Raw genomic sequence first — 14,309 nt, forward strand, 5'->3', positions numbered from 1 at the left:
GCAGTATAGGGTAAAAGTAATTCAATTTTCAGACACAAACCCGCCTTTTTCGTATGTGCAATTGGCTCGAAAAACCTGCTATCAGGTGCTTTTTCCGGCCTCCGACCTACTAACAACTTTTCTTTCCATTCTATTCTTCCGCCGTATGGCTTTCGACGACGACTCTAAAACGCCCCCCAATGACAGCCTGATAGGCAACCTCAAAGGCTACCTTGATACGCGCCTCGATCTGGTGCGCCTCGAAGCGCAGGAGAAGGCAAAAACAGCTTTCGTGGCTACTGCGCACGGTGTCACGATGGCGGTAATTGGCCTATTCTTCTTCATTTTTCTCAATGTGTTTCTCGGCTTGCTCCTCAATGAGGTGCTCGACAGCCCTTATTGGGGTTTCGGAATAATAGCTGGCTTTTACTTGGTGCTGCTGATCATCTTTGTGGTTGGGGTCGATAAAAAGCTGTTCCAGGGACTGGCCGACAAGACATTGGACAACACGATTTATAAATCTGATAAGCGTAACTAACTCATGGCAGAGCTACACAACCCGTTATTCGAGGACGAAAAGGAATTTCTGGAGCGCCAGAAGCTCGAATACGAGCGTGCCCTGCTGGGCGACGTTGACCACATCAAGGAGAAGACGCAGGAAGTGGGCAAATATGCCGCCATTGGAGCAGGTATCCTGGGAGGCATTTGGCTGATTTCTAAAGCGCTAGGCAGCCGCAACGACTCGGACGATGACGACGATGAAGGCTACGAAGAGTTTGAGGACGACCGTTTAGCCCGCAAGGCACAGAAGAAGCGCGAAAAGCTGGAAAGGAAGCAAAATAAAAACGCTCATCGGGCGTCTTATGTTTCCAATCCGGCAGTGCACGAGGCTAGTCGCCAGAGCGTTGGCGACGACTATGGCTTCGGTGGCGGACATCAGTTTGACCGCGGCCAACAACACGCGGCCGCCGGTCGGGCCGATCTGGCGCCTGATGTATATCACGCCTCCGCCGAAACTGACCCCTTCCCGCCGCTCGCTTATGATGACGCCCGCCGCTTACCGGTTTCTATGTTCGACGCCAATCAGCAGTTTGCCAACAAACAGCCCAACATGATAGCTTCCGTGCTGCACAGCTTTTTGCAGTCGGATACGGGCAAGATGCTGACGGCCCAGGTAACAGCTGTTTTGATGGCCTATGTGGCCAAAAAAGTCGGTGAATATTTGCCAGTGAACAAAAATTCCGACCTTGCAGACAATCCGACGGTAACGCACATGGAACCGGAAACAAAGGACATCGACTTTACTTATCACCACGACGACGCGGATGCGCAACAGTCTCTATGAAACGCTTAACAACCGCCGCCAGCGCGGCCAGAAATCTCTGGCTGTGCTCCTCGATCCTGATCAACTGGATGAGGCCGGCTGTCGGCATTTGCTAGCGCTGAGCGAGACTCATCCTATTGATTACTTTTTTGTGGGCGGCAGCCTGGTGATGAATACTCACCAGGCGTCGCTCATTTTTTTTATAAAGAGGAACAGCCCGGTGCCCGTGCTGCTATTTCCGAGTCATAGCCTGCACCTGGATACTCAAGCCGATGGCATCTTGCTATTGTCGCTTATATCGGGCCGCAACCCCGATTTCCTGATTGGGCAGCACGTTGTAGCGGCTCCTTTGCTGAGGGCCAGTAGTCTCGAGATTTTGCCCACTGGCTACATGCTCGTCGATACTGGCCGCCAGACCACCGCCAGCTACATGAGCGGCACCACGCCCCTGCCTCACGATAAGCCCAGCATTGCGGCTTGCACGGCTATGGCAGGCGAGCAGCTAGGGTTGCGCCTGATGTATCTGGATGGAGGCAGTGGCGCTATGTATCCGGTTGCACCCGCGATGATTCGGGCGGTGCGGGAGGCGGTGGAGGTGCCCGTAATCGTCGGCGGCGGCATCAACACCACGGAGAAAGCCCAGGCAGCTTTAGAAGCCGGTGCCGACGTTATTGTGGTTGGTAATCAGATTGAAAAAGCCCCCCAGTTCTTGGCTGAGATGTCTGGAGTAATTCAAAGCTTTAATGCGGTCCTGGATCCCGTCTAAGCCAAGGCTCTAGAAATTCGGTCCTTTTCAGTATCAAAAAAGCCCCCCAGACTAGTCTGGGGGGCTTTTTTGATACTGAAAACAGTAAATTAGATATTCATAGCTGATTCGCGGCGGCGCATCTTACCAGCTGGAATACCAAACATCATCTTGAAACGACGGCAGAAATAAGCCGTGTCCTTGTAGCCCACTTCCTTACCAATGTCGCGGATGCTCTTCTTGGTAGTGCGGAGCAAGAACACAGCACGCTCCATACGCTGATACTCGATGTAGTCTTGCGGATTGATGCCGGTCAACATCTTGAAGTACTGACCCACATAGTCTTCCGACACATTGGCTACGCTCGAAAGCACCTTGTTCGACAAGTCGCCACCGATGTTCTCCTTGATGTAGTTGAACAGGTCGATCAGGCGTGGATCCTTGAAGTAGGTGCTGTTGGTAGCAAGCTGCTCCACAAACATCTTGTTTTTCAAGATGTAGCGCACAATTTCCACCACAATGTTCTCGGTGTAGATCGTGATGAGACGCTCACGACCAGGCAGCTCCTGCAAGCTTTCCTCCACCACCTTGATGACGAGGTTAGCCAGCTTGGAGTTATTCGTGATCAGGAAGGCTGGCACATCCAGCGAGGCAAAGAAGTTGACCGAGTCAAATACTTTCGCCTCGAAGCTTACGTGGCTGTGGCTCTCCTCCGCATCGCCGATGAGGTCGAGGTCAGAGTTGGAGTGGAAAAACTTGTCCTTATTGCTGATCAGGTCGTCGTTGGTAATCAATTTGCCCCCTGAGCCACCGTAGTTCACTTTGGTAGCGCGGCCGCCCGGAATGAACAGCATTTCGCCTTCTTCCACTGCTTGCTCCTCGTCGCCGAAAGCAATGTGGCCTTTGTGCAGCAATATCAGATTATTACCAACATCATAATAATTGCGCACCGTAAACGGCTGCTGCAATACCAGGTTCTTCGCCTTGATGTAACGTACACCAAGCGATTCAATCACTTTATTGTAATCTTCCATATTCGGGGATGTTTTGGGTAGGGATATCTAGGGGGCCGCACAGTTGTCTACAGGTAGACAATGCAAAACAACATATAAAAATTCACAAAAACGAAAAACCCAGCCATTTTCTGACTGGGTTTAATGCAAATAATCTAAATTTTAATCTATGAACTTCTTATTTTAATAATTCCCGCGAGATTACAATTTTCTGAATCTCGGATGTTCCTTCGTAAATCTGAGTGATTTTGGCGTCGCGCATGAAGCGCTCAACGTGGAATTCTTTTACAAAACCATAGCCACCGTGCACCTGTACGGCTTCTACAGTGGTTTCCATGGCCACTTTGGAAGCGAACAGCTTAGCCATAGCTCCTGACTTAGCATAGTCAACATGGTTATCCTTATCCTGCGCAGCTTGCAGGCAAAGCAGACGAGCCGCGTCGATGTTGGTAGCCATGTCAGCTAGCTTGAACTGAATAGCCTGATGCTTAGAGATTTCAACGCCAAAGGCTTTGCGCTCTTTTGAATATTTCAGCGCCAGTTCAAAAGCCCCAGAGGCAATACCTAGTGCTTGGGCAGCAATACCAATACGCCCCCCAGCCAGCACATGCATAGCGAACTTGAAGCCGAATCCATCCTCGCCAATGCGGTTTTCCTTGGGCACTTTCACGTCCGTGAACATGAGGGAGTGCGTATCGGAGCCCCGAATACCAAGCTTATTCTCCTTAAGGCCAACTACAAACCCGGGCGTATCTTTCTCCACAATGAGAGCGTTGATGCCGCGGTGCTTTAGCTCAGGGTTGGTCTGGGCAATAACCAGATACACGGAAGCCGTTGAGCCATTGGTTATCCAGTTCTTGGTCCCGTTGAGCAGGTAATGGTCGCCCATGTCCTCGGCGGTGGTGCGCTGCATGGTGGCGTCGGAACCCGCTTCCGGCTCAGAGAGGCAAAAGGCGCCAATGATCTCGCCGCTAGTCAGGCGGGGCAGGTATTTCTGCTTTTGCTCCTCCGTGCCGTACTTTTCTAAGCCCCAGCATACCAGCGAGTTGTTCACCGACATAATAACTGAGCAGGAAGCATCTACTTTCGAAATTTCTTCCATTGCCAGCACATACGATACCGTATCCATGCCGCCGCCGCCGTACTCCGGGCTGACCATCATGCCCATGAAGCCTAGCTCGCCCATCTTCTTGATTTGCTCAGCAGGAAACTTTTGGTGTTCGTCGCGCTCAATAACGCCGGCCCAAAGTTCGGATTGGGCAAAGTCGCGGGCAGCCGCTTGTACGGCCAGTTGTTCTTCGGTGAACTGAAAATCCATTCGTAAAAAGCTTGGGTGGGAAACTAGGGTGGAAAGTTAATCACTAACTCGGCAGCGGCAGGCAAGTTACGCTCATTCGAGCTTCACTTCGCTACATTGATAACCGATCTACTGGCACAAATGTCTAGCTTAAAAAATAAAAAAGCCCCCCGGTCGTTCTGGGGGGCTTTTTTGCTATCTGAATCTGATGAAGCTCACAATTCATCAAGGTTAGTCGCGACTGCGGCCACCCATAAAGATGCTGACGTAGTAAAGCAAAGTGGCCAGTGAGCTAAGCGCGGCTACAACGTATGTCATGGCAGCCCACCATAAGGCATCTTTAGCCATTGCATGCTCCGTAGTCGTCACGATGCCACGCTTATCAATCCAGGCCAAGGCCCGCTTGGAGGCATCAAACTCAACTGGCAGGGTAACAAACGAAAACAGTGTGGTAAGAGCGAATAAGGCAATGCCAATACCCAGCGGAATCATGGAGGTATTGATCATGAATACCCCAGCAATGAGAATAAAGGGCATAAACTTCGACACGGCGCTCAAGGCGGGCACCATAGCGGAGCGGAACTGCAACATGCTATAGGCCGTAGCGTGCTGAACCGCGTGGCCGCACTCATGGGCCGCAACAGCCGCCGCCGCCGCCGAACGCTCTTCATACACGGCCTCGCTCAGGTTTACAGTCTTATCGGCGGGGTTGTAATGATCAGTAAGACGACCTTCGGTAGAAATAACGCGCACATCGGTAATGCCGTGGTCAGCCAGCATAAGCTCGGCTATTTGCTTACCGGACAAGCCTGATTGCAGACCTATTTTGGCGTATTCAGAGAACTTGCTGCGCAAGCGCCACTGAATGAGCCAGCTTACAACCATCGCCAGAATGAGGAATAGATACATGGGCTTGGAGAGAAAAATGAATGATTAAGAAGGAAGCTGACGTATACGCTCCACGATCCGCGTGGTACTGTAGCCAGCTACGAGTGGTACGGTAAGTACCTGCCCGCCACTATTCAACACCAATTCGTGGCCGACAATTCCACTAATTGCGTAGTCATCACCCTTCACCAGAATGTCGGGTTTAATCAACTCAATCAGGGAAAGCGGAGTGGGCTCATCGAACAGTACTACGGCATCCACAAACAAAAGGGACGCCAGGATGCGCGCCCGTGACATTTCGTCCTGTAGAGGCCTTCCCGGCTTCAAACAGCTGACAGAAGCGTCAGTATTCAGGCCCACCACCAGTGCCCCACCCAAGTGCCGCGCCTTCTCCAAGTAATCGACGTGTCCGAGATGCAGCAAGTCGAAGCAGCCATTGGTGAAAACCACCGGGCGGCCTTCCGCGCGCCACTGCTCCAGCAATGGCGTTAAGTCATTACGGTCAACGATCTTATCCTTGCTCCACATCGGCAGTTGTAGCTACGGCCAAAGATGCAGCCTTGCGGCGAGCTATCCGGCCTGATTTTACCATGCTCAGTATGAAGCTAATTCCGCCCATCAATACTACCAGCAGAGTTTGAGACCCATGTACTACCAACGCGTAGGCAATACCGGCTTCCTTTGAAACACCATACACCAGCAGCGTAGCTTGCACCATTATGTGGAATGTTCCAATACCGCCTGATACCGGGGCCGCCATCCCAAATGCCCCGAAGGTGAGCACTGCCAAGGCAGCCATCATGCTTAGGTTATAGGTTTCGGGGAAGGCAAAAAAGGCCAGGTAGTCCATGAGATAATAAACCAACCAAGTAAAGAGTGTATGCAGCAAAAAAACGCCCTTATTTTCGAGCTTCAGCACACTAAATACGCCTGACAGCAGTCCTCTTGCCAGCCCAACAATACGGTTGAAAAACGCATTCTGACGCAGCCTTTCCAGGTTTCTAAAAAGGGCATAGACACCCATCAACAGCAATATCAAGGAAATGGCAGCAATGGCCAGCAATGTGGTTTGGTAGGCAGCAAATGACTCGTAGTTATCAGTCAGTAAGCCCATTACAAACGACCAGAATTTATCAAATTCCAGTAGAAGTGTCGTTCCCAGCAGCCCCAGAAGCACAAGCACATCAATGACGCGCTCCGCAATGACGGTACCCAACGACACTTGCACAGGCACACCACTACTACGACGCAGCACTGAACAGCGAATCACCTCTCCCATGCGTGGCAGCACCATATTAGCCAAATAGCCCACCATCATGGCATGATATACATCCCAGTAAGAAGCTTTGTAGCCGGTGGGGTCTATCTGCATTTTCCATCGATAAGCGCGACTCAGATAGCCCAGCACAGACAAAGCCATAGTAACGAACAGCCAGAAATAGTTGGCCTCCCGCACATACTCGCCGATACGGCTCAGATCCTGCCCGCGCACGGCATACCACATCAGCAGTCCCGATAAGGATACTAACAGCGCGTACTTAAGTATAGTGATCAGTTGCTTCATAATAACCTGAATGGGCAGATGGCAGATGGCAGATGGGTAGCGAATTAACGTGCTACCCATCTGCCATCTTCAGCTTACACTAACCGATTGTGCTGATCGGGAAAGACCAATGTGGGCTTGTGAGCGCGTGCTTCCGCGAAGTCGATGAGAGCGTATGAAAATATGATGACGATATCGCCCACGGCTACGCGCCGGGCGGCTGGACCGTTGAGGCACAACATACCCGAGCCACGCTCTCCGCGAATGGTATAGGTTTCAAAACGCTCGCCGTTGTTCACATTTACTATCGTCACTTTCTCGTTTTCTACCATGTTGGCAGCGTCGAGCAAGTCCTCGTCGATGGTGACGCTACCAACATAATGCAGTTCGGCCTGTGTGACCTTGGCGCGGTGAATTTTAGACTTCAGAACCTCGATATGCATAGAAGAAAATGCGGTTGAAATAAGGGCGGCAAAGATAGGGGTTCGAGCCTGAATGCGTGGTCTTGCCTCGAGGAAAGAACTCGTCGCCTATGTTGGTGCGCAAAAAAGCCCCCCAGCGGGCCGGTAGCACTACCGACTCGTTGGGGGGCTTTTTTAATCGCCCTAACGAAACCCGACCTATTTGGCCTGGGCGAAGCTGCCGCTGGTTACGGCGCGTAAGGCGTTCACACGGCCATGACCGTAGTTATCATCACGACCGGGGATACCTAAGTCATCGGCCGAAGCCCGCATGATAGCCTCTACCCGCTCAGGAGCCATTGGGCCACCATTTTTACTGATGATCAAGGCGGCTACGCCCGCTGCGTGTGGGCTGGCCATGCTTGTGCCCTGCGCCCAGTTATAGCCGGTGGGGCTTCCGCTGCTATACACCATGTCCCACGCATAAACAGGCGCGGATCCTATTTTATAGAACACGCTTGTCGCACTAGGATGCGCAGCACTACCTCCGGGAGCAGCGAGGTCAATAGCCGGCGAACCGTAGTTGGAATATGGAGCAACCTGGTCTAGGTTGGTGTTAGGATTCAGTGCCAAACCATAAGGAGCGGTAGCCGAAATAGAAATCACGTGCTTCGAGTCGGCGGGTACAAAAGTCGCGTTCTGGTCTTTAGCATCAATCCCGTCGTTGCCAGCCGCAGCTATAAGGGTCACGCCTTTTCTGGCTGCGTAAGTCGTGACTTTGTTAATGGCCTCCACCAGTTCAGCGACTTCTTTTTGAACCTCGCTATCCTTCACCAAAAAGTCATCCGATGGATCACTTGGTGTGCCATTGTTGTCCATGTATTTACCATTGCGGGGCAGCTGAGCACCCAAGCTCATGTTGATCACATCAACCTGCTCATCAGCAGCGTACTTGATGCCTGCAATTATCCAAGAGAAAGCCCCGGAGCCAGCGTCACCTAACACCTTTACCAGAACTAGTTTAGCTTTTGGTGCTACGCCAACTCCGCCATTAGTATTATCCACAGCCGCAACAGTGCCTGCTACGTGCGAACCGTGACTAAAAGTACTTCTGTTTCTGGCGAGCTCGCGATTAAACTGAGCCGGTTGGCCAGGCACGAAAGATATACTTTTCTCAATATTGTCTACCAAATCGGGGTGCCCCAGATAGAATCCTCCGTCCAGCACGGCTACACGCACGTTCTGGCCACGAGCTCCGGTGAGCCAAGCCTCTGGCGCCTGAATAGCAGTATGGCCCCACTGTATAGGGAAAACAGGATCGTTGTCGGCACTGGTGGGGGGATTGGTGTTCGCTGCCTCCACGTTCTGCTCCTGTGGGTCGTAGCCCTGATAAGTAAAATCGTGAATAACCGAGCGGACTCCACTGATTTTGCTAGCCTTGGCAATGAAGTTCGGGTCGTCGGAAGTAGCAGTAGCAATACCTACACCGCTGAGCAGCTTAGTTACTTTGCCATTAGCTCCTTTGGTTTTGCCCTCAATGTCCGCTGGCAGAGCATCGGTAGCCGAAATAATAATGTACTGATTGCCCTCGCGCACGACAGAAGTCGAAACAGACGCGTCAATAGCGCTATTGGCAGAGCGCTGATTGAGGCTTTCATTTGGTGTCAGATCTTCTTTGCTGCACCCAAAGGTGAAAAGAAGACCAAGGCCTAAACAAGAAAGGAATTTTGGAGTAAACTGTTTCTTCTGCATACTTAAGTTTATGTGATTAATCAGTACACTAATATAACTCAATTAGGAATTCATATCGTTCATTTGACAAGGAAAAAATTGAATCTTTTTTATTTTTTATACTATATATAGATTGCATATTTTATATAACTGCAATATTTACAGTCACTTAACCTCAAATAAAAGGTTGTCAATTAATCTAACGTCTGCCAACCAAGCAGCTATGCATAACGCCACCTCTTGCCTTGGGACCAATATTTCTATGGGCTGGAGTGTCTGTGTGTCGACAATCTCAAAGTATTCCACCTGAATTGCTTTATCAGCTGTTAGTAAGGAGTGTACTTTATCCTTTATAGCAGCTACTAATTGTTTTTGCATTACTAGTTTTTGACCTAACAGTAATGCTGCATAAAGCTGGGGGGCAATTTGTCGAGCGTCTGCTGATAATCGCCTATTGCGTGAGGACATAGCCAAGCCATCGGCCTCGCGCACTGTTGGGAAAGTGATAAGCTCCAGATCAAATGATAAGTCAGCCACTAGCTGGCGAATGATAGCGACCTGCTGCAAGTCTTTCTGGCCAAAGTAGGCCTGATGAGGACGGCTCAGGTGGAACAGCTTGCTTACCACCGTCGCTACTCCATTAAAATGACCGGGACGGTGGGCTCCTTCCATTACTTGCTCCAAGGAGCCAAAATCAAAACGCAGCTTGCTGGGTTGAGGGTACATTTCCTCTACCGATGGCAAAAACAACGCAGTGCAGCCAGCCGGCTCAAGCAAAGCAGCATCGGCTTCGGGCAGGCGCGGATAAAGCCGAAAGTCGTCGGGATTATTGAACTGTGTCGGATTGACAAAAATACTGACTACTACTACGTCGTTTTCAGCGGCGGCAGCTTGTACCAGCCGCAGGTGGCCATCGTGTAAGGCACCCATAGTAGGCACTAAACCAATGCGTTGACCATCGCGACGCCATTTTTCAGTTTGGGCTTGCAACGCGGCGGCCGATTGCAGTATCTCCATAAGGTAGAAGGCCTGGGGGAAGGACCCGCAGGTGGGTTTTATTGAATTTCCGCTTAAAAATGTTTAATTTTGTGCATCCAAAACTATTGCCTCTTACTTAATCACCTCTACTAACCCGATATGTCCAAGTTGAGAATACTCTATGCTGCTACGGAAATCAACCCGTTTTTGCAGACGACCAAGGTAGCGGAGTTTCTGCGGATGTTGCCGCAAGGCATGCAGGAAATGGGGATGGAGATCCGCATTTTCGTTCCTCGTTTCGGAATTATCAACGAGCGTAAGAACCGGTTGCACGAGGTAGTTCGCTTATCGGGCATCAACATCGCCGTAGGCGAAGAAGAGAAGCCGTTGATTATCAAGGTAGCATCTATTCCGAATGCTAAGCTTCAGGTTTATTTCATCGATAACGAGGATTATTTCCACCGTAAGTCCGTGTTGGTGGATAAAAACGATAAGTTTCACGCCGACAATGACGAGCGCGCCATCTTCTTTTGCAAAGGTGTGCTTGAAACCGTGAAGAAACTAGGTTGGGCTCCCGACATCGTTCATTGCAACGACTGGATGACCGGCCTGATCCCGATGTACCTGAAAACGACGTACAAGAAAGACCCGATTTTCAAGGACGCCAAGTCGGTGTTCACCATCTACAACAACGAGTTCGACCACAAATTCAGCGGCGACATCATTGAGAAGGCCAAGATGCTGGACATTGATGACAAAATGCTGGCTGCGCTGAAATCAGCCGACTACGAGGGCTTCATCAAAGTTGGGATGGACTATGCTGACTCAGTAGTAAAATCTGACGAGGATTTCAGCGACAACATGAACGCTATGTTCACTGAGTATGCCCAGAATACCCAGAAGAAGTGCATCGGTCAGGTGGGCGCCGACGAGAACCTGTTGACTTCATACTACGCGCTTTATAATGAATTGGCCAGCTAGCGCCTTCCGCCTCACCGCGACCCTCTGCTTTTCCGCCGCTTTCCTGCTTACTACCAGCTGCGACGATCCGAATGACATTCGGGTAGAGTTGCCGGATCCGACTTCTCTCACCACTGACTACAGCGAGTTCAAAGCGCCCGTAGCCACTATTTTGCAAGACTCGCTCGAGACACTGAAAGCCGACAACTTTTTGGTTGGCCGAATCAGTGACGCAGCTTTAGGAACTACTACGGCCCGTTCATTTCTGAATTTGCAGGTGAACATGCCTGCTGACTCACTGCCTGCCAAGTTCAGCGGCACCGTACTGGACTCGACGGTCATGATCATGAGCTTTAATCAGGTCTATGGTAGCGCTACGCAAGCTGTGCGCTTCGATGTGTCTGCCCTGCAACAGAAGTTAGACGACAGAAGCTCTTACAACGCCAATACCTCTGTGCCGGTAGGTCAGGTGATTGGCGCCAACCTTGCGGGTTCGCTCAACCGGACGCGGCGCCAGCGCCAACGTATTGCCTCTACCGTTACTACTGACACTGCTACTGCCGTGGTGACAGTGCAAGATCGGACAGTAAGGCTTGCGCTTTCGCGCCCAGGTCAAATATCTGGTTTTGTGGGGAGCATTTTTTCTGCTTTGCAAGCCGAGACTTTTTCTCAGGCTCAACTGGATGCACTATGGAAAGGAATAGCTGTTGCACCAACTGATAACTTTACTGGTACTGTTGTTGGTTTTAATCGTTCTAACGACTTACGAGTAATTTTCTATTTCCGCGGCGCGACTGCAACTACACCCACTAAGCGGCGAACGTACTCAATTTACTTTGGCAGCCCGCCTCGTGGGGCTAGCGAAGCCGCGACAAGCATCAACCTGAATGCGCCGCGCTACTTCACCCAGATCACCAGCGATTTATCGACGGCTGGCCCGTTTGCTCGTCTCACAAACGGACAGGCAGCGGTAACGTCTTCTGAAGTCGGCGGTATCACCTATGTACAGGAAGGTGTCGGTTTTGGCACTCGGCTGGATATTCCGGCTGGTCTTAAGGCGCTGAAGGATCGGAAGGACATTGCCATCAACCGGGCGGAGCTGATTATACCGGTGAAGCCATTTGCTAATGCCCTGTTTCCATTGCCACGGCGGCTTTATTTGTATGAAGCCAACGCCAATAATCAGGTGTTAAAGAGCTTAACCAATAATTTCCGGACCGACCGGGTAATACTAGGCGATAGTATTGGCGGACAAGGTCAACGCGTAGAAGCGCAAGCTCGTCTTTACGACTTAGGGAATAACAACAACTATTATAGCGTTCTGATTACGAATTACGTACAGAACTACATTTACACCCAGACGGACGCCACCCGCCCGGCCACCCTCATTCTTTCTCCCACACTTCGGACTTTACCCACCCTCACCCTTAACCGAGCTGTGCTCGACGCTGACAATATCACGCTCCGCGTCTATTATTCTAAATTGCGCTAGCAATTTGCCCCCCAGGCGGCCTCAGCACGTCGGCACGACCTTTGTGCCGGAGGCGGGCCGCCTTCCTTTTTTCAAAACTATAATTTCCTGACGCGCTATGTGCGGAATCGTTGCTTACATCGGCTATCGTGAAGCCTGCCCCATTATTATCAAAGGCTTACGCCGCCTAGAATATCGCGGTTATGACTCGGCCGGCGTGGCCCTGCTCAATGATACTCTGAACGTATACAAAAAGAAAGGCAAGGTTCAGGAGCTGGTTGATTTCATTGAAGAGAAGGATACCCACGCTCAAATCGGAATGGGTCATACGCGCTGGGCAACGCATGGCGAGCCCAACGATGCCAATGCTCACCCGCACTATTCTACCTCCGAGCGTATTGCCATCATTCATAATGGCATTATTGAGAACTATGCTGCACTGAAAACCCACTTGCAGCAGCAAGGCCACGTATTTCATTCAGATACCGATACCGAAGTATTCGTTAACCTGATTGAGGAAATCAAGAAGCAGAATAACTGTTCTCTGGAAGAAGCGGTTCGCCTGGCTTTGCACGAAGTGGTGGGCGCTTACGCTATTGTAGTGTTAAGTAAGGACAACCCAAACCAGCTAATCGCGGCCCGCAAAGGCTCGCCTTTGGTTATTGGCGTTGGCAAAGACGAGTTCTTCCTCGCTTCCGACGCGACACCCATCATCGAGTACACCAACGAGGTAGTGTATGTGAATGACTATGAGCTAGTGGTTATTCGGGATGGCAAGCTGGAAATCCGCTCGAAAGAGGACGTTAGCCAAACGCCGTATATTCAGAAGCTGGAGCTGGAGCTCGAAAGCATCGAGAAAGGTGGTTACGAGCACTTTATGCTCAAGGAAATCTTTGAGCAGCCTCGTTCTATTCTCGATTCCATGCGTGGTCGTCTGGAGTTGGAAGCCGGCCACTTGAACATGGGCGGTGTGCGGGCCTACGAGCAGAAGTTTGTAAACGCCCAGCGCATTATCATCGTGGCTTGCGGTACATCGTGGCACGCGGGCTTGGTAGCCGAATACCTGCTCGAAGACTTGGCGCGCATTCCGGTAGAAGTAGAATACGCTTCGGAATTCCGCTACCGCAATCCGGTTATTTCGGAGCGTGATATTGTTATTGCCATTTCCCAGTCGGGCGAAACCGCTGATACACTGGCTGCTATTGAGCTGGCGAAGAGCAAGGGGGCAACCATTTTCGGAATCTGCAATGTAGTGGGCAGCAGCATCGCCCGCGCTACTGATGCCGGTGCGTATACCCATGCTGGCCCCGAAATCGGCGTAGCGTCCACGAAGGCATTTACGGCGCAGGTAACGGTGCTTACGCTGTTGGCCATGATTGTGGGCCACAAGCGCGGCACCTTATCCGACGTGAAGCTGCGGGAGTTGATGGTGGAGCTGAGCAATATTCCTTCGAAAGTAGAGCAGGCCTTGCTCCTTGATACTGAGATTAAGCAGATTGCCGAAATCTTCAAAGACGTTCCAAACTTCCTGTACCTGGGCCGGGGCTACAACTTCCCTGTAGCATTGGAGGGCGCACTTAAGCTAAAGGAAATCAGCTATATACACGCTGAAGGCTACCCTGCCGCCGAGATGAAGCACGGCCCCATCGCCCTGATTGACGAGAACATGCCGGTGGTGGTTATTGCGACCAAAGACAGCTCTTACGAGAAAGTTGTTTCCAACATTCAGGAAGTGAAAGCCCGCAAGGGCCGCATTATTGCCGTAGTAACCGAGGGTGACCAGGTGATTCCGGCAATGGCCGAGTTCGTCATCGAAGTGCCTGCTACCAGTGAGGTGCTGATGCCGCTTGTGTCAGTGGTGCCGTTGCAGCTACTCTCCTACCACATTGCCGTGCTGCGCGGCTGCAACGTCGATCAGCCCCGTAACCTGGCCAAGTCGGTGACAGTGGAGTAAGACGTCTATTATATAAAAAAGCCCC

14 protein-coding genes are annotated in these 14,309 nt (G+C 51.2%); 6 read left to right on the forward strand and 8 right to left on the reverse strand.

Features of this window, described 5'->3' with window-relative positions:
- The first annotated feature begins 145 nt into the window (after window positions 1-145).
- From IEW06_RS05055 to IEW06_RS05065, 3 genes are read left to right on the forward strand one after another with little or no spacing between them, the layout of a single operon-like run.
- On the forward strand, window positions 146-517 hold the full coding sequence (locus tag IEW06_RS05055) for a phage holin family protein (protein WP_187734214.1): 372 nt from the start codon (window positions 146-148) through the stop codon (window positions 515-517).
- 3 nt (window positions 518-520) lie between these two features.
- Window positions 521-1,324, forward strand: a complete 804-nt coding sequence (locus IEW06_RS05060) for a hypothetical protein (RefSeq protein WP_187733616.1) — start codon at window positions 521-523, stop codon at window positions 1,322-1,324.
- Window positions 1,305-2,069, forward strand: coding sequence for a geranylgeranylglyceryl/heptaprenylglyceryl phosphate synthase (locus IEW06_RS05065; protein ID WP_187733615.1), 765 nt, complete (start codon window positions 1,305-1,307; stop codon window positions 2,067-2,069). Before IEW06_RS05060 ends, IEW06_RS05065 begins: the two co-directional genes overlap by 20 nt.
- An 89-nt stretch (window positions 2,070-2,158) precedes the next feature.
- Here the strand turns inward: IEW06_RS05065 and IEW06_RS05070 are convergent, their stop codons facing one another.
- From IEW06_RS05070 to panC, 8 genes are all read right to left on the reverse strand, one after another.
- Entirely contained in the window at window positions 2,159-3,082 is a 924-nt protein-coding gene (locus IEW06_RS05070; RefSeq protein ID WP_084443435.1) for a helix-turn-helix domain-containing protein, read from the reverse strand.
- 157 nt (window positions 3,083-3,239) lie between these two features.
- Entirely contained in the window at window positions 3,240-4,379 is a 1,140-nt protein-coding gene (locus IEW06_RS05075) for an acyl-CoA dehydrogenase (protein WP_187733614.1), read from the reverse strand.
- 210 nt (window positions 4,380-4,589) lie between these two features.
- A complete protein-coding gene (locus IEW06_RS05080) occupies window positions 4,590-5,267 on the reverse strand; it encodes a zinc metallopeptidase (RefSeq protein ID WP_187733613.1) in 678 nt (225 codons plus the stop codon).
- Window positions 5,268-5,291: 24 nt separating this feature from the next.
- Window positions 5,292-5,774: a D-glycero-beta-D-manno-heptose 1-phosphate adenylyltransferase gene (gene rfaE2 / locus IEW06_RS05085; protein ID WP_187733612.1), complete on the reverse strand. Its 483-nt coding sequence runs from the start codon at window positions 5,772-5,774 to the stop codon at window positions 5,292-5,294.
- The gene (locus IEW06_RS05090; protein WP_187733611.1) at window positions 5,758-6,810 is read right to left on the reverse strand and encodes a lysylphosphatidylglycerol synthase transmembrane domain-containing protein; all 1,053 of its coding nucleotides are present in this window, start codon (window positions 6,808-6,810) and stop codon (window positions 5,758-5,760) included. Before IEW06_RS05090 ends, rfaE2 begins: the two co-directional genes overlap by 17 nt.
- A 74-nt stretch (window positions 6,811-6,884) precedes the next feature.
- Window positions 6,885-7,232, reverse strand: a complete 348-nt coding sequence (gene panD, locus IEW06_RS05095; RefSeq protein ID WP_187733610.1) for an aspartate 1-decarboxylase — start codon at window positions 7,230-7,232, stop codon at window positions 6,885-6,887.
- Window positions 7,233-7,409: 177 nt separating this feature from the next.
- On the reverse strand, window positions 7,410-8,942 hold the full coding sequence (locus IEW06_RS05100) for a S8 family peptidase (RefSeq protein WP_223284799.1): 1,533 nt from the start codon (window positions 8,940-8,942) through the stop codon (window positions 7,410-7,412).
- Window positions 8,943-9,086: 144 nt separating this feature from the next.
- Entirely contained in the window at window positions 9,087-9,938 is an 852-nt protein-coding gene (gene panC / locus IEW06_RS05105) for a pantoate--beta-alanine ligase (protein WP_187733609.1), read from the reverse strand.
- A gap of 120 nt (window positions 9,939-10,058) precedes the next feature.
- Between panC and IEW06_RS05110 the strand changes: the two genes are divergently transcribed.
- From IEW06_RS05110 to glmS, 3 genes are all read left to right on the forward strand, one after another.
- Complete coding sequence (locus IEW06_RS05110; protein ID WP_133271191.1) at window positions 10,059-10,880, forward strand: glycogen/starch synthase; 822 nt, start codon at window positions 10,059-10,061, stop codon at window positions 10,878-10,880.
- Window positions 10,864-12,351, forward strand: a complete 1,488-nt coding sequence (locus IEW06_RS05115) for a DUF4270 family protein (protein ID WP_187733608.1) — start codon at window positions 10,864-10,866, stop codon at window positions 12,349-12,351. The genes IEW06_RS05110 and IEW06_RS05115 overlap by 17 nt, the downstream gene beginning before the upstream one ends.
- Window positions 12,352-12,448: 97 nt before the next feature.
- Window positions 12,449-14,284 (forward strand): glutamine--fructose-6-phosphate transaminase (isomerizing), encoded by a 1,836-nt coding sequence (gene glmS / locus IEW06_RS05120; protein ID WP_188547594.1) that lies wholly within the window; start codon window positions 12,449-12,451, stop codon window positions 14,282-14,284.
- The last annotated feature ends 25 nt before the right edge of the window (window positions 14,285-14,309 follow it).

Source organism: Hymenobacter qilianensis (assembly GCF_014638675.1).
Taxonomy (GTDB): domain Bacteria; phylum Bacteroidota; class Bacteroidia; order Cytophagales; family Hymenobacteraceae; genus Hymenobacter; species Hymenobacter qilianensis.

What these genes read in the sequence shown, in the direction of transcription:
- rfaE2 (WP_187733612.1), bottom strand. Translation starts at nt 5,774, where the DNA reads ATGTGGAGCAAGGATAAGATCGTTGACCGTAATGACTTAACGCCATTG.
- IEW06_RS05115 (WP_187733608.1), top strand. Translation starts at nt 10,864, where the DNA reads ATGAATTGGCCAGCTAGCGCCTTCCGCCTCACCGCGACCCTCTGCTTT.
- glmS (WP_188547594.1), top strand. Translation starts at nt 12,449, where the DNA reads ATGTGCGGAATCGTTGCTTACATCGGCTATCGTGAAGCCTGCCCCATT.
- IEW06_RS05055 (WP_187734214.1), top strand. Translation starts at nt 146, where the DNA reads ATGGCTTTCGACGACGACTCTAAAACGCCCCCCAATGACAGCCTGATA.
- panC (WP_187733609.1), bottom strand. Translation starts at nt 9,938, where the DNA reads ATGGAGATACTGCAATCGGCCGCCGCGTTGCAAGCCCAAACTGAAAAA.
- IEW06_RS05060 (WP_187733616.1), top strand. Translation starts at nt 521, where the DNA reads ATGGCAGAGCTACACAACCCGTTATTCGAGGACGAAAAGGAATTTCTG.
- panD (WP_187733610.1), bottom strand. Translation starts at nt 7,232, where the DNA reads ATGCATATCGAGGTTCTGAAGTCTAAAATTCACCGCGCCAAGGTCACA.
- IEW06_RS05065 (WP_187733615.1), top strand. Translation starts at nt 1,305, where the DNA reads ATGCGCAACAGTCTCTATGAAACGCTTAACAACCGCCGCCAGCGCGGC.
- IEW06_RS05110 (WP_133271191.1), top strand. Translation starts at nt 10,059, where the DNA reads ATGTCCAAGTTGAGAATACTCTATGCTGCTACGGAAATCAACCCGTTT.
- IEW06_RS05100 (WP_223284799.1), bottom strand. Translation starts at nt 8,942, where the DNA reads ATGCAGAAGAAACAGTTTACTCCAAAATTCCTTTCTTGTTTAGGCCTT.
- IEW06_RS05080 (WP_187733613.1), bottom strand. Translation starts at nt 5,267, where the DNA reads ATGTATCTATTCCTCATTCTGGCGATGGTTGTAAGCTGGCTCATTCAG.
- IEW06_RS05075 (WP_187733614.1), bottom strand. Translation starts at nt 4,379, where the DNA reads ATGGATTTTCAGTTCACCGAAGAACAACTGGCCGTACAAGCGGCTGCC.
- IEW06_RS05070 (WP_084443435.1), bottom strand. Translation starts at nt 3,082, where the DNA reads ATGGAAGATTACAATAAAGTGATTGAATCGCTTGGTGTACGTTACATC.
- IEW06_RS05090 (WP_187733611.1), bottom strand. Translation starts at nt 6,810, where the DNA reads ATGAAGCAACTGATCACTATACTTAAGTACGCGCTGTTAGTATCCTTA.